Consider the following 18,286-nt stretch of genomic DNA (forward strand, 5'->3'; position numbering starts at 1 on the left):
TTCCGAATTCAGAAATTCATGCCTGCAAAAGTATTGCCGCCTTCGAGTGTTCCGGTTTCAAACCCTTTATAAAACCAATCTTGGCGCTGTTTCGATGTTCCGTGTGTAAAGCTTTCAGGAACAACATATCCTTGGGAACGTTTTTGAATCGTATCGTCACCGACTGCACTCGCTGCAGTCAAGGCTTCTTGTAAGTCACCTTTTTCGAGCAAATCCATTTGCTTTGCGCGTCCTGCCCATACACCAGCATAGTAATCGGCTTGCAATTCGAGCCTAACCGAGTACTTGTTGTATTCCTCTTTGCTTAAACGGTTTCGAAGTGTATTCATTTTGTCGCTTGTTCCGAGCAGTTTTTGCACGTGGTGTCCGACTTCATGGGCAATGACGTAAGCCATCGCAAAATCGCCAGGAGCTTGGAAATTCGTTTTGAGTTCATCGTAGAAACTTAAATCGATGTAAAGCTTCTCATCACCTGGGCAATAGAATGGCCCGACAGCTGAACTTGCTGTTCCACATGCAGACTGAACACTGCCTGTATACATGACAAGTGTCGGATCTTCGTATGTCTTTCCTTCCTCAGCAAATACGTCAGCCCATACATCCTCCGTATCGGCTAGAACAACTGAGACAAAGTCTGATAGCTCACGTTCTTCTGCCGTTTCTTCATAAGGCTGGTTTTGGGTCGTATCCTCACCAGTGATTGAACCGAGTAATTCTGAGGGATCGCCGCCTAGAAATAGCACAACGAGTGCAAGGACGACGGTTCCGATTCCGCCTCCGACAATTGCTGTTCCACCTCTGCCTCGCCGATCTTCTACATTTGAACTTTCTCTTCGTCCACGCCATTTCATGTGCATAACCCCTTGTATTCAATAATGAGTGCATTAGTTCTTAAGCGTTCTATACCCATAATTGAAGGGAACGTATCCTCATGTGGTAAAAACCTTGTGGATCATTTTCTGTTCAGTTTCCAAATGGAATAATTCAACATCCATGCAAACGAAACCCATCCCAAGTAAGGAACGAGTAATTTTCCAGCCAATTTGTCGACTTTGTTGAACTCATAGGCGGTTAAAGAAATCATCGCAAACAAAATAGTCATTTCGATAAGTGCTGTTCCGCGTAAATTCCATTTGAAAAAGAGAAAGGACCAGATGTAATTCAGTCCTAATTGCAGTTCATAGGGGGTCAGTACTTTTCGTGCTACGCTCGGCTTGGAATGCTGTTCTGCCCGGTATTTCGCATAGCCCATCAATCCATATAAAGCCGTCCAAGCGATTGGAAATACAGAAGGAGGCGGGCTGAACGAAGGTTTTTCCAGGTTGGCATATTGCTTTTGGGTATTTCGATTCGCTAGCCAGCCGGTTATCGAACCGCCGATAATAGGTACTAAAATATTCCTAGCTAATTTCCCCCGATTCATGGGTGCAGCCGCTTCAGGGTTTTTCAATTTTATCGACTCCTTTCAATTGTTTTTCTTATTCCCTGTATCGATCCAGTAAAACGGATGTGGCACCAGTTGAATAGTATAGGAAAGTAAAGGGTAGAGGGTTGCTAAACCACGGAAAGGGTGAAATGGTATGAGTATGCAACAAAGTCAGACGATGGTTGTCACGGGAACTGGAAGTGTCACGGGGAAACCTGATCTGGTCACCATTCAGCTTGGAATCACAACTCATGCGGAACAATTAGCTGATGCCCAAGCTGAAAATACGAAACGCTCCCAGTCAGTAGTTTCTCGGCTTTCCACGTTAGGCGTACAGGAAAACGACATACAGACTTCATCGTATACAGTTTCTCCCCAATATGATTACATCGATGGCCAGCAACGTTTTCGAGATTATGAAGTACATCATCAGCTTCGTGTGACTTCGAGGACCGTGTCGAACATAGGGGAGATCATTGACGCTGCCGTACTGTCAGGTGCCACAGAGGTGTCTTCCATTCAATTCGGAATCGAACAGATAACAGACCTTTATGAACATGCGTTAAGTAAAGCAGTTGAAAATGCGAAAGCTCATGCACAAGCGCTTGCATTAGCGGCTGAAGTAGTATTAAATCATGTACCTGTGACTATTCAAGAAAGTTTACAAAGTGATGCTGGACCATTTGCTGTTCAAATGGGGAAAATGGCCGCTTCTCCGCGAATTGAGCCGGGTACATTAGAAATAGGGGCAACTGTTACTGTAACGTATAGTTATCGTTAACCAAACAAGGATGAAAGAGGAGTCCACACCTTTGGAGAGACGGAATTCCAGAGAAATGTCACATTTTCTTCATTTCATGTCTTTCTGTTTCTGTCCGAATGATGATATAGTAGTATGGAGGAAATATGTCTTCTACCTTCTTATCATTCTTCAAAGGATGCGAACTTATGCAAAAAACAATGGAGCGAACTCTTGAAAAAGAACAGCATGCGTCAACGCTTGCTAGTGATCTGAAATACTTATTTAAAGGCCCTGTTCTCATTGCAAATATACTTCCTGTTTTCGCAGGGTTCTGGCTTGCTATCTATTTCTATGGCGGCACATTTGCGGAGTACATTTCTCTTTTTTTCTTAACGATGACAGGTAGTACAATGCTGATGGCTGGAGCTCTTACGCTAAATAACTGGTACGAAGTGGACTTGGACCGAGTGATGGCGCGTACTCAAAAACGACCTACTGTAACCGGTAATATATCTATGGAGACAATCCTTAAAATCGGGATCGGGTTATCCGTATTAGGGGTCATCCTGCTATACGCGGCTTCACCAAGTGCAGCAATTTACGGATTTGTAGGGTGGTTTACGTATGTCGTCCTGTATACGATGTGGTCAAAGCGGAAGTATACACTCAATACGGTTATTGGCAGTGTGTCAGGCGCTGTAACACCACTAATTGGCTGGGCAGCAGTAGGACCGTCTTATCACATGGTACCGATTGTATTGGCCATGGTCTTGTTCATCTGGCAGATGCCTCACACTTTCGCAATTGCCATTAAGAAAGTGGACGAATACCGTGCAGCAGGCGTTGCGATGCTTCCGGTTGTCAAAGGAATTCCTATGACCAAGCGTCAGTCGATCGTCTATAGCGCATGTCTATTGCCACTGCCATTTTTCCTGGCAGCATTCGGTACAGGTTTCATCGTACTGACGACGGTCATGAACGTCGGTTTCTTCATCCTTGCACTAGCAGGATTATTCATGAAAGATGATTACAAATGGGCACAATGGATGTTCCTATACTCCGTGAACTACATGACCATTTTCTTCATGTCCATGATCCTCATGACTACTTCAATTCTTTGATACAAAAAAGACAGAGTGCACGTGGAGGCCACTGAAAAAGTCCATTAATAGTTGGTTACGCGTGGGAGACTGTTGATTTGCGCTCCAGGCGGACGCTTTCCGAGGGGCTCGATTTCAGCCTCCTCGTCGCTACGCTTCTGCGGGGTCTTCAATCTTCGCTAATCCCTCCGGAGTCGCCGCCTTCTGCTCCAATCAACGGGGGTTCGTCATTCATCATTAGACAGTCAAAACCTTCTAATTGAAAAATAAAGAGCTCATCATCCATGAAACGGGTGATGAGCTCTTTACGTTTATTATATCATAAATGCATTACAGTCAGGTGGTGTCCCAATGATCTCTAACCAAGAAACCTTACAACTCAGTCCTTATATGCCTATCTACGATCTTGTTGTCCCCGCGGACAATATACTTCGTCAAATCAAAAATCCATGAAAGTTTCTTGCTCCGCACGCTGGATGTCTTCTGCAATGAGCTGCAGATCATCAGCAGAAATGGTTAAGACTTCATACGGTTGCTTCTCTGCAAACTTTTCAGCCATCCGCTTCATGAACTTCGGTGATCCATCGTTCTCTTCATCGTAAACGACAAGCAATCCGTCGGAATTCCTCAACAAGAACTTATCCCGCTCGATGAATTGCCAGGGTGCTTCGTATGGGCGCTTCGTCAAACTCACTTGGTAATCCGCCATAAGCTGAAGTTCTTCATAATCTTGCTTTTTCATATCGTTCCAATTTTTATCCTGCTCTAAAAATGGGGTGATGAGTGCCAGCTGAAGACTCGGATAGGTATTTCTCAACTCATCCACTACTTGTCCCGCCCACGTCTCACACCCAGGCTGACCGCTAATAATCACCCATTCCAATCCGTTCTCAACAAGTCCTTGAAGCCTGTCTGATAAGGCTTTCTTTATAATGTTAATGCCAGGATGATTGGCATCGAAAATACCGAGCTCGTGGGGTTTATATCCAGTGATAATGACTCGTTTCAAGAAATCACTTCCTTTCTACTCAACCTCACAATGCATGGCGGCTTTTGCTTCTTGCCAAGGAACCGCGTATCCTTTACCTTTTGCACAAAACACCGATGACGAAGAGTATTCCGGATCAGCCGATTTGTCGTACCCGATAAGTTCCGCCACTTCTTCAGGATTGTGACAAGCCCCATATCCGTCCAGTGTCAAAATGAGAACACCTTTGCCGCCTGTGTAGGAAGCGAATTCTGTACTGTAGTTCATGAATGTTGCAACAGGAACACGTCCAGTGACAATCGTTTGACTCCCGACAGTTTCAGGGGCATCAAAATTCCCATGGGCTGTTTGGATGTCTGTCAATGCACGTCCTATGAGATCACTGTCGATTTTCATCTTAAATTTATAGTACGGTTCAAGAAGCAGATTTCCAGCTTGTTCCAACCCTTGCCGAAGTGCTCGGAATAGGGCTTCTCTGAAATCGCCGCCAGAAGTATGCTCATTATGGGAACGGCCCGTCAATAATGTCACTGAAATATCGGTAAGCGGCGAACCCGTCAAGATCCCATGATGATCACGCTCAAACAAATGCTTTTCAATAACACGCTGGTGACCAGAGGAGAGGGCATCCGTATGACAACGGGATGTGAAGCGAATGCCTGAACCGCGCTCAGCAGGTTCCATTTTGACGTGCACTTCAGCATAATGTTTGAGCGGTTCGAAATGACCGTATCCTGTAACAGTTGAAGTGATGGTTTCTTTGTAAAGAATTGTGGGAATTCCGAACGTAACCGTCATATTGAATCGCTCTTGGACAATCTGCTGTAAAACCTCCAGTTGAATCACACCCATGACCCGGATTTCAATTTCCTGGCTGTGCTCATTCCAAACCGCGTGTAAAGTCGGATCCTCTGCATCGAGCATGCTGAATACGTTCCAGACGTCTTTACTGGAATAGGAAGCATCATACTGAACGGCAGCCTTAAGTGCAGGAACTGAACTGAATGATTGTATGTTATTTTCAAGGCCGAACGTCTCCCCGGCAGCAGCATTGTTCAGACCCGTTACAGCGACTAAGTCTCCTGCTGTCGCTTCAGGGATTGCGGTGAATTTGGTACCGGTATAGACTCTGATTTGAGTAATTTTTTCAGAAAGTCCTTTATTCGTTAACTCATCACGCACATGCAGTGTCCCATTTAGAATCTTCAAATACGTAATGCGCTGCCCATTTTCATCATGACGAATCTTATAGACGGATGCTGCAAATGGCTTACGGAACTCATCCGTTTTTGGACGATTGAGAAGATGGACGAATGAAGAAAAGAAAGGCTCGACACCAATATCCTTCAATGCAGATCCTTTTCCACAGGGGAAGACTTTTCCTTCCCACACAAGCAATTTTAACATCTGCATCCAGTAATCTGCATCATAACCACTGTTTAAATAATGATCGAGTAAAGAGTCATCAAGCTCCGCAAGCCACTCCACTAACTCCTCAGACATCGATCCGTCATTGCCGATATGTTCCAGATCGAAACAATCCACTGACAACGTTTCTTGGATTTCTCTCATAATGACAGCTGCATCAGCTGTTTCCCGATCCATCTTATTCAGGAATAAAAATGTGGGAACTTTTGCATCTCTCAATAATTGCCAAACGCGCTCCGTATGGCCTTGAACACCGTCAACAGCGCTCACCAATACAATTGCTGCGTCCATCACTTGAACCGCACGTTCCATTTCAGGGGAGAAATCGGCGTGACCCGGAGTATCGATCAGAGTAAATTGACTGCCTTCATATTCAATTTCCGCCTGTTCCGCAAACACAGTGATCCCTCGGGCACGTTCAATCGAATGATTGTCCAAAAAAGCATCTTGATGATCCACCCGGCCACGTTCCCGAATCTGTTTCGTCAAGAAAAGAAGTTGTTCCGAAAATGTCGTTTTCCCCGCGTCCACATGTGCGAGAATTCCTATTGTCTGTTTCATCTATGTACCCGCCATTTCACTAAGTCGTTGTATTGACAGTATAGCACCAACCCGATTTTAGATGAAATGCAGGACATGATTTTATCGGAAGTGGAGGGTCAACCATGCAATATGTAACATGGATATGATTGAATAGAGACCAACCGTAAATTGAAGAAGTTTATGAACGATAGGGGAACGAGCAAGAACTGATTGAAGAGTGAACAAACTAAGAGGGAATCCAAGTTTTACAAAATAATATTCGAAAATATTACGATCATACACGTATTTAATCAATGGATTTGCTTCCTCAATCAGATCAGAACGTAATCCGAAATCTGTAGCCAGGGCATCAAAGATAGAAAAGCCTAACAACACCCAAAGCAATCGGTTCGAACCAACTATGACCGAAGCCTCAATTCTTTTCACATCTTGCATAGTAATACTCCTTTCTGCTAAACATTGCTATTTGGCTTCAGCATGTATAACGGAAAGAACGTCTATACAAGGCGTTGGAATTTTAGCCAGATAAAATGGGAAGATATCAAACTTAAAACAGGTAAGAATTCCACTACTAGCACTCCCATAAAATGAATCCTTCAATAACATTAGGGGCGCTTGTGATAGAAGAATAATACTTAAAACGGATTGTTTTGTTCAATTCGCAAAGAACGAGTTATCTTATGCAAAGCAATAAGAAGAAAGTTAAAAGGGCTGTCCCAAGAGTCATGAGTATGACTTCTTGGAACAGCCCTTTCTTCCATCAATGGATCGCAGACTTGAACCGGGAACCGTGGGTCTCTTGCGTATCCATAATGGTCGTAAACGCAGAAGGATCTATATCGTGAACAATTTCTTTTAACTTCGTCAACTCAAGACGTGTCACCACTACATAGATGACATCCTTTTCATTGTCACTAAATCCGCCTTTACCATGCAACTTCGTCACGGAACGACCTAGACGCTTGCCAATCGCAGCAGCCATTTCTTCGTATTCATCCGAAACGATGATGGCTGCTTTTGTTTCATCGAACCCTTGAATTACTGCGTCTATTGCTTTCGCCGCTATGTAATAGGTCAAAATCGAATACATCGCTTTTTCAGGACCGAGCACAAATCCTGCCCAACCGAAGATAAAGATGTTAAGGAACATCACGAATTCACCAACAGAATAAGGTACTTTTTTCGTCAACAAAATTCCCAGTATCTCCGTTCCATCCAAAGCGCCACCGTTACGGATGACAATCCCTACACCTGCACCAAGAAGGATGCCTCCAAAAGCTGTCGCAAGAAGCGGGTCCGTCACAAAGGGACCGACTGCTTTCAATGGAAATTCAACGACAGCCAAAAATACGATGGCGAAAGTGGAAGAGAGAAAGAAATTTTTACCGATATGCTTGTACCCGAAAAATACAAAAGGGATGTTGAAAAGCAGAATCAGAATACCGAAGGGGATGTCGCTTAAATAATTGACGATCAGTGAAATCCCGATAATCCCTCCGTCAATGACGGAGTTCGGTATTAAAAATAGTTCCAATGCAACTGCTGCCAACCCAGCACCAAACGCGATAAATAAATATCGGCGTACGAAGTGCCAGAATGTCTCCTTTTTATGCTCCTTTTTCATAGGAAGTAACCACCTTTGTTCTATAGAATTGTGCCCAGATTCTTATCAATATCTGGGAAGGAGGGAGCTGAATAAGTGCAGACTCATTCTGATTTTACAAGTATACCATTGTAACCGTTTACAGAAAAACTATTGACAATGCTGAAATGCGCGTTTATTATTCGATTAACGACTATTAAGCGACATTTAGTGCTAGTCTGACATTTTACTGGGGGTGGTTCCAAATGGAACAGAGAAAAACTAGAGAGAAACGGGAGATTAATTTTTGGATGGCAATCCTGCCGCTAGTCATTATGATAGGTGTTATGCTTGTCACAGTGGTATGGCTCAAACAGGGCCCTCATATGCCGTTAATCGTTGGTACTTCGATTGCATCACTTGTCGCTTGGAAATATGGATTCAATTGGAAAGAAATAGAGGAAATGATGTATAAGGGAATCCGGCTTGCCCTCCCTGCAGTGGTCATCATCATGCTCGTCGGACTCACAATCGGCGCTTGGATGGGTGGCGGAATTGTCGCGACGATGATTTTTTACGGACTGAAGTTAATAACACCTGCTTGGTTCTTGGTCGCAATCATGATTATTTGTTCAATCGTCTCCCTAGCAATCGGAAGTTCGTGGTCAACGATGGCCACAATCGGTGTTGCGGGAATGGGAATAGGACTGAGTATGGGAATTCCAGCGGGCATGGTTGCTGGTGCTGTCATTTCAGGTGCTTATTTCGGGGATAAAATGTCACCGCTTTCAGACACGACGAACTTAGCTTCCGGCCTAACTGGGACAGACCTTTTCGATCATATCAAACACATGCTTTATACAACTATTCCTGCACTCGTCATTGCATTTGGTGTATTTACAGTGCTAGGCAGACGTTTTGCTGATGGGAATCTCGATATGGAGAACATCGCTCAAACTTCTAATGTAATGAAAGAGAGCTTTTTGATTTCTCCTTGGCTATTACTCGTGCCACTTGCAGTAATTGTGATGGTGGCGCTAAAAGTCCCTGCTGTTCCAGCATTGATTGTCGGAATCGTGATGGGCTTCCTTAGCCAAATCTTCATTCAAGGCGGATCAGTAACAGAGGCGTTAGTAGCTTTACAAGAAGGATTTTCTATTCAAACAGGCAACGAACTCGTCGACAAATTGTTTGACGGCGGCGGTTTGGATTCGATGATGTATACCGTATCGATGACAATTGTTGCGATGACATTTGGTGGCATTTTAGAGTATTCCGGAATGTTGAAAGCGATTATGGATCAGCTTATGAAAGTTGTAAAGTCGACATCTTCACTCATCATCTCAACGATTGGTGCGTGTTTCATGACGAATGCAACTTGTTCAGAACAATATATTTCGATTGTTGTCCCTTCACGTATGTTCAGTCAAGCCTATAAAGATAAAGGACTCAGTTCGAAAAACTTATCTCGTGCCCTTGAAGATGGTGGGACGTTAACGTCTGTATTCATCCCTTGGAATACGTGTGGAGTCTTCATACTCGGTACCTTGGGCGTGGGTGTAACAGAATATGGACCTTATGCAATCATAAACTTTGTCGTACCGATTCTTTCGATTCTCTATGCGTTGACTGGATTCTCGATTGTAAAAATGTCGGCCGAGGAAAAACAGCGTGTGGATGAAGAAGATAAGAAATTACTAGAGAATGCTTTAGAAGAAGAACAACAAGTACCCGTCCATTCTTAAAAAAAGAGGCTGTCCAGGAAATCAGGTAATTACTGATCTGCTGGACAGCCTTTTCTTTAATAGATCGGAAATTTGAGCTCATAAACAGAACGGGGCCTTCCTTGACGATATGTCATCTCTTCGCCTACTGTATTCGCATAATCACTCGAGAGTAACTTTTTAATCGTTCGTTCTGCAGTTCTCCGGGAAACTCCAAGGTGACTGGCCAAATCGTTTGCAGTGAATGAAGTCGACTGCCGACTTTGTCCGAATGTAGCAAGCTTCGATAAAACCGCTGGACTTAGAGCGGTCTTATCAGCAATATCAGTGAGTGCAGGTTCAATCACCCTCAATTCGATTGGATTTCCAGCCGGTTGGAAAAGGGTGTGCAGCTCTTTTTTTTCATCCAATAAGTAGGGGCCTGAGCTGGGTTCGGTTTGCATATACCGGAGTGCACTTGCAGCGTTTTCCTTTGCATCGGTAAGTGTCCGGCCGCTTCCGAAAGCTAACTGTCCGCTCAATTGTGCAGCGAGCTGCTGAAATTCCGGATTGTGTAGTGCTGTCTGAATAGCTCCTTGGGTAGTGTAAAACAAGATGCCTTCCTCTGTATGGATGCAATGAGCGTGCAACAGCTGCGCAAGTTTTTCAGACGTGTCCTTCAATTCAATAGTGGGAATGGATACACCTAAAATCCCCGCAGCAATTTTTGACGTTTCGCTTTTTTGTAGAAGAGCTTCTTGGCAAACACGGTCGATTGTTTTCAAAAATGAACTTTTCACACTGATCATCTTGAAAACAGGGACCGATTGTTCGACCAAACAATCATAAACTGCGTGCACACTCGTAACAGCGACATTTGAAGGGTTATTTTCATAAGCAGATGCATGAAAGTCAATAAGTTCTTGTAACGCATAATCTTCTTCCAACTGATAAATGCGAGGGCGTTGTCCATCCGCTTTGATATCCGCTAAAACGTTCTCAAAAACTCTGCGATCACGAACATCTATCGACATGTTTTCCAGTTCCAGCGAGTGGTGCAGTGAAATTGCAAGTAAAGTCGTTGTAATTTCAGTTTCATCTTGTTTCAGATAAATGGCGGGTACTGGAATCGATGCTAGTATTTCAGTGGAAGCTATGTAAGGGAGCGATCCTGAAAAAAGGATTGCGTCACAAGGAAGCAACTTTTTCAAGAGATCTGGTGATTCACTAGGCACGGTATATGGATATAAATCCAATACGAGTTCACTGCGTTGTTCGGTGAATTGAACAGCACGTTGGCAGAATTCCTTGGATCCGAAAATAGCGACTTTTGTTCTCATTTTTCAATCCCCTTTTTAATTAGCGACTATTTAACGACAATGATACAATGAAAAGGGGTACTTGCCAAGTAGAAAGGGGAGATTTTTATGAAAATTAAAGAAATTGAGATATTTGCTATTAGACTACCACTCCATGAGCCATTCGTCATTAGTTATGCAACATATGATGACATGCCTTCAATCATCGTAAAACTCACAACGGATACAGGAATCGTTGGGTATGGTGAAGCAGTGGCAGATGACCATGTTACAGGTGAAAGCTGGGAAGGCACATTTGCCGTTTTACGCCATACTCTAGCGCCGGCTGTATTAGGTCTTGATCCAGGTGAATTTGAACGTCTGCATGAAACGATGGACAAAGAGATTTACGGGGTTCCAACTGCGAAAGCGGCCATTGACATCGCTTGTTTCGATGCCGTTGGTAAAAGTCTCGGAATACCAGCCTATCAATTACTCGGTGGCCGTTACCATAGTGAATTCCCGATTACACATGTCTTAAGTATCGGAGAGCCTGAAGCGATGGCGGAAGAGGCAGCTCAACGCATGAAAGCTGGATATACGTCGTTTAAAATGAAAGTAGGAACAAATGCATCTGAAGACGTGAAGCGCATTCAAGCAGTTCGGGAGCGTGTAGGAGAGGAAATCGCCATCCGAGTCGACGTCAACCAAGGTTGGGTCAACAGTTCAACGACACTTCAGGCAATGAAGAAGCTGGAGTCTTGTCATCTGGACTGGCTTGAACAGCCTGTAAAAGCCGATGATATCGATGGATTGGTTGAGGTGAAATCGAAGAGTGCAACGCCTTTGATGGCGGATGAAGGACTTCGGGGATTCCGTGAAATGAGAGAAATCATCGCAAAGCGTGCTGCAGACAAAGTGAATATCAAGTTAATGAAATGTGGGGGGATGTATCCCGCAATGAAACTCGCACACATGGCAGAAATGGCAGGCATCGACTGCCAAGTGGGATCGATGGTCGAGTCATCAATCGGCTCAGCAGCAGGTTTCCACGTAGCATTTTCTCAAAAGGCAATCACAAGTGTTGAATTGACTGGACCCTTGAAATTCAGCAAAGATGTGGGTAACTTACACTATGATGTCCCCCATATCCGCTTGAACGAAAAGCCTGGACTCGGTATTGAAATCGATGAATCCGATTTAGCTGAACTGACAGTTTTTAGTGAAAAAGTGGTGTCTCTATGAACTCGGTAACCCTCAAGGATGGTACTTCACTGCCTGTTGTCAAGTTAACGAAGTCCGATTTGCCTGAAATAAAGCTGTTACAGACGAAAGTCATTGAGCATTTAACCGACAAAACATTTTTGCAACCGTTAACCGACGAAGAATTTGAATATATTTTAGAAGGAAACGGAGTCCTCGTAGGAGTACACGCTGAAGGCAATCTGATTGCTTTTCGTGCACTGCTCGATCCTGGTGATGATCCGGAACATTTGGGGGAAGATGCGGGCATTCCTCAAGAACAATGGAGTTCCGTCCTGTATTCAGAAATCACGAATGTCGATCCGGCATTTCAAGGGAACGGGTTGCAGCGTCAGCTCGGGAAGGTCGTGATGGAAGAAGTCGACACAGAACAGTATACGTATGTGTGCTCCACAGTTGCGCCGTTCAATATTGCGAGCATTAAAGACAAACTCGAGCTAGGGATGCATATCGCCGCACTTCGTGTGAAATACGAAACACTCACACGTTATATTATGATGAAAAATCTAGCAACTGAAGCGGCCGTTACAAATAACGATCCTATTGAAGTAGGAATGGGAGAGACAACAGAACAGCAGAAACTTCTACAAGCCGGGTGGATCGGAACTTCCATTCAATTGCGTGAGGAAGGATACACTGTCACGTACAAAAAACGAAAACGATAAGGTCTGTGTGAATAATGATTTTTTTCTGTTTCTAGACCTATACGCCTATCTATTAGTACGATATACTAAATCTATTCTACTATAGTTAGGTGGGTACATATTGTGAGAATGACTGTTGGAAAGAGACTGTGGTTTGGATTTCTAGCTGTATTGATCATTATGGTAGTGATGGGATCAGCCAGCTTTTGGGCGCTGACTACACTGGATCGTGAGTACAAAGTACTTATCAATGATCGGATTCAGAAAGTGATGCTTCTGGAGCAGCTGAATGCAATACAAAGTCAAAAGTCCAATGAAATACGTGGATACATGATTTTTGATCAGATCTCTTATTTAGAAAGTCGAGAATCCCTCATAAAAGAGTTCAAAGAGAAGTCGCAAACATTAGAAAAAATGCTGCATACAAAGAAAAACAAAGAACTGCTTTCGGAAATCATTAGCTCTTCCACAAGTTATGATGAGTTGACGGATAAAGCCATAAAAGGCTATCAAGTCGAGTCAAAAGAACGGGGAATCGAAGTTTCTTCACAAGCCTCCCTTTATCAAGACGTGATGGCTGGCCAGATTTCCGAACTGATTACTTCACAAGAAAAAGCCCGTGGTAAGGCGGAGAAAGACTTAGAGAAATCCATTCAGACGGTAAAACTAATGATTATCGCTATGGCAGTCCTAGCAGTAGTGGCTGGAATCGTTATTGCTCGGATGATCAGCAGGATGATTGCCCGTCCTGTCGGGCAGATGACAGAAGCATTTCAGCAAATCGCATCCGGTGACTTGTCGGCTGAACCGGTAACAGTTAAAAACAAAGACGAAATTGGCGATATGGCGACTGCATTTAACGGCATGTCGAGCAATCTAAGATCCGTCATGACACATGTCCGAGATTCTGCGCATCAGCTTGCAGCTCAAGCTGAACAACTTTCTGCTGGAGCAGAAGAAAGCTTGGCTGCCTCGGAAACGGTTGCCAGTATCGCTAAGCAAAGCTTACAAGCGAGTACTGACCAACAATCGCTCGTTTCCGAATCGAATGCTGCAATCGGTAAAGTTCTCAGTACCGTGGATACGATTTCTTCAGATAATGATGAAATGCTTAATTCTTCGGAAAAAGTAACGAAATTGGTACAAGAAGGTTCAGCTTCATTGGCAACATTTTCAGCTAAAATGTCATCAATCAGTTCTTTAATGAAGAACTCCTCGCGATCGATAACAGAAATGGCGCATCACTCGGAAAATATCCGTGGCGTAACTTCGATGATTACAGGGTTAGCGGATCAAACCAATTTACTGGCGCTGAATGCGGCTATTGAAGCAGCACGTGCTGGAGAACATGGAAAAGGGTTCGCCGTTGTGGCTGAAGAAGTTCGGAATTTAGCAGAGCAATCGAAACGTTCATCCGCTGAAATCGATCAGCTCATTGCTGTTATGATTGAAAATGTGAAGCAAGCTGTCGAACAAACAGAAGTGAGTGCAAGTCATATGCAAGAGGGGCTTGAAGTAACAGGCAGAACGAGTGAAGTGTTTGAAGAAATCGAAAGAGCTGCATCTGATGTAGATGAGCGGGTAAGTATGGTCGCGAAATCCATTAATAGGATGAAGGCCATGATCCAGCATGTTGTGGATCATGCGAATTCCATTGAATTGTTAGCTCAACAAGCAGCGGATGAAGCGGAATCGGCACGCGTGTCATCGGAGGAACAACTGGCTGTCAACGAAGAGATCTCCACGAGCGCCCAACTTCTTGCCGAACTTGCGGAGAAATTACAACAAAATATGAACCAATTTACGATATGAATAAACCGGCCTCCCTAGTTTACAGGAGGCCGGTTTTTTACTTGCGTTTTTCGTTTTGCTTGCGCTGTTTGACTAATGTCTCAATACTATCCAGTTCGCGTGCCATTTCTGCCCTCATTTCGGTAGCGGAAAGTTTCTGGTTTTTCGGTGTTTGAGGAAGTGAGGCTGCATTCTTTCCACCCTTTGCATGTTCATCGCGTCCCATAATCATGCTCCTTTCTTAAGGTTGCGTCGTTATGAGTATGTGCAAAATTTAGTCATCGATACGAAAGGAATCCACAAATGAAAATGAGTTTACAGGTGAATACTTAGGGGAACTAGATGGGTCAATTGAATAGAGAACCATCTCGGATACCTTCATAGTTAATGGCTCAAAATATTCCTGTTGTATTGGAACTGGAACGGCATCTTTTCTCTTTTTGGCTATGGTGATATGTGGTGTATAAGCTGCCGGAGCAGGTTTCTGTAATATGGATTCCAGGCGATCTCCAAGCAAATGATAAAGTTCAGTCAACTGCGGATTTTCTTGAACACTCAGATATACAACGCGAGGTCCTGAAGGATTTCCGAAAAAAGAGACGCCGTTTATGGAGAGGGGGAATCCGTACGTTTTAGTTGCAGCTTCTCCCATCTCTTGGTGTACAAGTTCAAGTTGAGAAGGGGTGAGGGCACCGAAAAAGAGCAGCGTGATATGCAAGTCATCTGGGTGCGGGATGATTTTATAGTGTGCAGTAAGTTCAAAACGATGGCTACTATCAGTGATTTTTTCTTTTACCAATTCAAATGGAATCGGTATGGCAGCAAAATAATGGGTCATAGGGAACCTCTCCTTAATGATTCTTAGTATAGCAAGTAATGAGTATTGTCATGTGTTAGGTAACCCGCCTGCTTGTAGTTGCATACACTATCAGGGAGCAAGAAATGATGTGATGAAAGGGGATTGCGTGAAGAATTCAAATGGTGAACTTCCTGGTATGCAGAACCAAAATGCTAAGCAGCGCCAATTAGAGGGGTACCGTGTCAATAACTTTGGGAAACCATTGACAACAAATCAGAGCCTTAAAGTATCTGGAGACGAACAGTCTTTAAAAGCTGGAGTTCGCGGCCCTACTTTGTTGGAAGATTTCCACCTGAGAGAAAAGATCACGCATTTTGATCATGAACGAATACCAGAGAGAGTTGTTCATGCCCGTGGTTATGCTGCCCACGGTGAATTTACTTTGCACAAATGTATGAAAGAATATACAACAGCGAAATTTCTTCAAGGAGCTGGGAAAGTAACTCCGTTGTTTACCCGATTTTCTACTGTAGTAGGAAGCAGGGGTTCAATGGAAACTGCCAGGGACGTGAGAGGATTTGCAGTGAAGTTTTATACCGAAGAAGGGAATTATGATTTAGTCGGAAACAATATACCGGTATTCTTCATACAGGACGCTATCAAATTTCCTGATCTTATTCATGCCGTCAAGCCCGAACCGCATAATGAGATGCCGCAAGCAGCATCGGCGCATGACACCTTTTGGGATTTTGTTGCAAACAACCAAGAGACGGCTCATATGATTATGTGGCTCATGTCCGATCGAGCGATCCCTACGAATTTCCGTAAAATGGAAGGCTTCGGTGTGCACACGTTCCGGCTCGTGAACGCTGAAGGGAAAGCGCATTTTGTGAAATTTCATTGGAAACCTAGATTAGGTGTGCACTCTCTTGTTTGGGATGAAGCCCAAAAGATTGGTGGGAAAGATCCCGATTTTCATCGTCGGGACTTATGGGAGACGATTGAAGCGGGTAGCTATCCACAATACGATTTAGGAATTCAGATGATTCGTGAAGAAGATGAGTTTATGTTTGACTTCGACATTTTGGACGCGACAAAACTTTGGCCTGAAGAAATTGTGCCTGTCGACTTGATCGGTACGATGACCTTGAATCGAAATGTCGATAATGTATTTGCAGAGACTGAACAAGTAGCATTCCATCCCGGAAATGTTGTGCCTGGAATCGATTTTACGAATGACCCGTTACTGCAAGGACGCTTATTTTCATATTTGGATACACAATTATTACGCTTAGGTGGTCCGAATTTCGCTGAAATCCCGATCAATCGACCCGTTTGTCCATTTCACAACAACCAGCGGGATGGATTCAGCAGACAACGTATTGACGTCGGGCAAGTCAGTTATCATAAGAATTCCCTAGCAGATAATACCCCCTCACCTACACCAGTAGATGAAGGTGGATATGAACATTACCAAGAAAAAGTGGAAGGGCATGTCATCCGCGCCAACAGTCCATCGTTTGACGACCACTTTTCCCAAGCGCGCCTATTTTGGAACAGCATGGCTCCTTATGAGAAACAGCATATCATCGATGCCTTCAGTTTTGAAGTTGCTAAGGTGAAAAGCCGATCTGTTCGTCAGCAAGTTGTAGATATGTTCTGTCAGGTGGATAGCGGCCTCTCTGCAGCAATTGCGACCGCGGTTGGAGTGAAACGACCGGAATGCACACCTGCAGACGTTACAGCCTCTTCTCCGGCACTGAGCATGAAGAAAACGATTTACGTACCGGATACGCTCAAAGTGGCGATTTTAATCGGTGAAGGATTTGACAGCACAGTCATTGGCAATGCTGTTAGATCACTTCGTAACTCAGGTGTCACAGTCGATATTGTAAGTGGAACGCTAGGGGCAGTTAAAGGTACCGCAGGGAAAGCTGCAATCGCAAATCAGACGTTTACAACTGCGGCGCCTGTTTTGTATGACAGTATTATCGTGGGCGGCGGCACGTCGAGTAATCCAGCAGAATTTAATAACAGTATGCAAAATTACATTGAGGAACAGTGGCAGCATTTTAAACCAATCGCTTTTACGAATGATGGTGCGCGGTATATTCCTATGACATCTGTCCAAGAAGGACCAGGAATTGTAATAGAGAAAAATGAATCTGATTTCAATAACGCTTATATCACTGCGTTAGCAAAACAACGCTTTTGGGAAAGGAATATCTTTGAATAATCCATATGATGTGTGTTCGGATTTTTTATATGAATAACTTTTCAAATTCTCCTCATCCTAAGGATGAACAAAGACTTTCTAAGAAATGAGGAGAATCGAATGGGAATTCTAAGTGGCAATCCGAAAGATCAGCCAATGCATTACGGTGAAGTCATCGGCTGTTGGGCATATGTCGGTGCAAACAAAGGATTGATCAGCGGGTATCAGACCTTTATAAACCATGCAGGGGATGAAGGGCTTAAAAAGCTCTTGCAAGAAGCGGTAGATATGATGAGAGACCATAACAAGCAAATTGAAGAAGTGTTGAAAGAAAATGGCATCATGCCTCCGCCAACGCTGCCAGACCGCCCAACTTGTTCTGCTGATGACATTCCAGCGGGAGCACGGTTCATGGATCCGGAAATCAGTGGAGCAGTTTCCATTAACGTCGGTCAGGCGCTTGTTTCCTGCAGCCAAGTCATGGGGCAATGCTTGCGTGAGGACATTGCGACGATGTTTGCCAAGTTCCATACTGACAAAGTCATGTTCGGTGCGAAGCTATTGAAATTGAATAAAGAAAAAGGATGGATCATTCCTCCGCCTATGCACTTAAGTGGACAACAGACCAAAGAGTGAAAGTGAGATCTGGCATATTCATCCCAAGAAATAGTAGGGTAGGGAAGAGCGTACGTCGCTTTCTTCTCTGCTTTTTTATATGGATAAAATAAGAAGAGTCGATCGATATTGCCTCTTCACTACATAGG

General features: G+C 43.9%; 17 protein-coding genes. 8 read left to right on the top strand and 9 right to left on the bottom strand.

The window, feature by feature from the left end; genetic code table 11:
• Window positions 1–8 precede the first annotated feature (8 nt).
• Both ypfJ and H9659_RS05660 read right to left on the bottom strand, forming a co-directional pair.
• Window positions 9–851, bottom strand: coding sequence for a KPN_02809 family neutral zinc metallopeptidase (gene ypfJ / locus H9659_RS05655; RefSeq protein ID WP_191688965.1), 843 nt, complete (start codon window positions 849–851; stop codon window positions 9–11).
• Window positions 852–952: 101 nt separating this feature from the next.
• Window positions 953–1,450: a TspO/MBR family protein gene (locus tag H9659_RS05660; protein WP_225217684.1), complete on the bottom strand. Its 498-nt coding sequence runs from the start codon at window positions 1,448–1,450 to the stop codon at window positions 953–955.
• Between the two features lie 130 nt (window positions 1,451–1,580).
• Here H9659_RS05660 and H9659_RS05665 point away from each other — a divergent pair, with 130 nt between their 5' ends.
• Window positions 1,581–2,207 (top strand): SIMPL domain-containing protein, encoded by a 627-nt coding sequence (locus H9659_RS05665; RefSeq protein WP_191688966.1) that lies wholly within the window; start codon window positions 1,581–1,583, stop codon window positions 2,205–2,207.
• A 167-nt stretch (window positions 2,208–2,374) separates the two neighbouring features.
• Entirely contained in the window at window positions 2,375–3,289 is a 915-nt protein-coding gene (cyoE, locus tag H9659_RS05670; protein WP_191688967.1) for a heme o synthase, read from the top strand.
• A gap of 418 nt (window positions 3,290–3,707) precedes the next feature.
• Here the strand turns inward: cyoE and H9659_RS05675 are convergent, their stop codons facing one another.
• From H9659_RS05675 to H9659_RS05690, 4 genes are all read right to left on the bottom strand, one after another.
• Window positions 3,708–4,277 (bottom strand): SLOG family protein, encoded by a 570-nt coding sequence (locus H9659_RS05675; RefSeq protein WP_225217685.1) that lies wholly within the window; start codon window positions 4,275–4,277, stop codon window positions 3,708–3,710.
• A gap of 15 nt (window positions 4,278–4,292) precedes the next feature.
• The gene (locus H9659_RS05680) at window positions 4,293–6,245 is read right to left on the bottom strand and encodes a GTP-binding protein (protein WP_191688968.1); all 1,953 of its coding nucleotides are present in this window, start codon (window positions 6,243–6,245) and stop codon (window positions 4,293–4,295) included.
• An 81-nt stretch (window positions 6,246–6,326) separates the two neighbouring features.
• Complete coding sequence (locus tag H9659_RS05685) at window positions 6,327–6,662, bottom strand: DUF5658 family protein (protein ID WP_191688969.1); 336 nt, start codon at window positions 6,660–6,662, stop codon at window positions 6,327–6,329.
• A 325-nt stretch (window positions 6,663–6,987) separates the two neighbouring features.
• A complete protein-coding gene (locus H9659_RS05690; protein ID WP_191688970.1) occupies window positions 6,988–7,851 on the bottom strand; it encodes a YitT family protein in 864 nt (287 codons plus the stop codon).
• Between the two features lie 224 nt (window positions 7,852–8,075).
• Between H9659_RS05690 and nhaC the strand changes: the two genes are divergently transcribed.
• Complete coding sequence (gene nhaC / locus H9659_RS05695) at window positions 8,076–9,554, top strand: Na+/H+ antiporter NhaC (protein WP_191688971.1); 1,479 nt, start codon at window positions 8,076–8,078, stop codon at window positions 9,552–9,554.
• Window positions 9,555–9,610: 56 nt separating this feature from the next.
• Here the strand turns inward: nhaC and H9659_RS05700 are convergent, their stop codons facing one another.
• Window positions 9,611–10,852, bottom strand: coding sequence for an HTH domain-containing protein (locus tag H9659_RS05700; protein WP_191688972.1), 1,242 nt, complete (start codon window positions 10,850–10,852; stop codon window positions 9,611–9,613).
• A gap of 87 nt (window positions 10,853–10,939) precedes the next feature.
• Between H9659_RS05700 and H9659_RS05705 the strand changes: the two genes are divergently transcribed.
• The 3 genes from H9659_RS05705 to H9659_RS05715 all read left to right on the top strand — a co-directional run bounded on the left by H9659_RS05705 (window position 10,940) and on the right by H9659_RS05715 (window position 14,529).
• The gene (locus tag H9659_RS05705) at window positions 10,940–12,055 is read left to right on the top strand and encodes a mandelate racemase/muconate lactonizing enzyme family protein (protein ID WP_191688973.1); all 1,116 of its coding nucleotides are present in this window, start codon (window positions 10,940–10,942) and stop codon (window positions 12,053–12,055) included.
• Complete coding sequence (locus tag H9659_RS05710; RefSeq protein WP_191688974.1) at window positions 12,052–12,738, top strand: GNAT family protein; 687 nt, start codon at window positions 12,052–12,054, stop codon at window positions 12,736–12,738. Before H9659_RS05705 ends, H9659_RS05710 begins: the two co-directional genes overlap by 4 nt.
• A gap of 108 nt (window positions 12,739–12,846) precedes the next feature.
• On the top strand, window positions 12,847–14,529 hold the full coding sequence (locus H9659_RS05715; protein WP_225217702.1) for a methyl-accepting chemotaxis protein: 1,683 nt from the start codon (window positions 12,847–12,849) through the stop codon (window positions 14,527–14,529).
• A 37-nt stretch (window positions 14,530–14,566) separates the two neighbouring features.
• On the opposite strand, the gene H9659_RS05720 is transcribed toward H9659_RS05715, so the two are convergent.
• Window positions 14,567–14,734, bottom strand: a complete 168-nt coding sequence (locus tag H9659_RS05720) for a hypothetical protein (RefSeq protein ID WP_191688976.1) — start codon at window positions 14,732–14,734, stop codon at window positions 14,567–14,569.
• A 48-nt stretch (window positions 14,735–14,782) separates the two neighbouring features.
• Entirely contained in the window at window positions 14,783–15,346 is a 564-nt protein-coding gene (thpR, locus tag H9659_RS05725; RefSeq protein ID WP_191688977.1) for an RNA 2',3'-cyclic phosphodiesterase, read from the bottom strand.
• A 112-nt stretch (window positions 15,347–15,458) separates the two neighbouring features.
• Here thpR and H9659_RS05730 point away from each other — a divergent pair, with 112 nt between their 5' ends.
• Window positions 15,459–17,543 carry a catalase gene (locus tag H9659_RS05730; RefSeq protein WP_404828975.1) on the top strand — a complete coding sequence of 695 codons (2,085 nt, stop codon included), beginning with the start codon at window positions 15,459–15,461 and terminating at the stop codon, window positions 17,541–17,543.
• A 99-nt stretch (window positions 17,544–17,642) separates the two neighbouring features.
• A complete protein-coding gene (locus H9659_RS05735; RefSeq protein ID WP_191688978.1) occupies window positions 17,643–18,158 on the top strand; it encodes a DUF3231 family protein in 516 nt (171 codons plus the stop codon).
• Window positions 18,159–18,286 lie beyond the last annotated feature (128 nt).

The organism is Sporosarcina gallistercoris (assembly GCF_014836415.1).
Lineage (GTDB): Bacteria > Bacillota > Bacilli > Bacillales_A > Planococcaceae > Sporosarcina > Sporosarcina gallistercoris.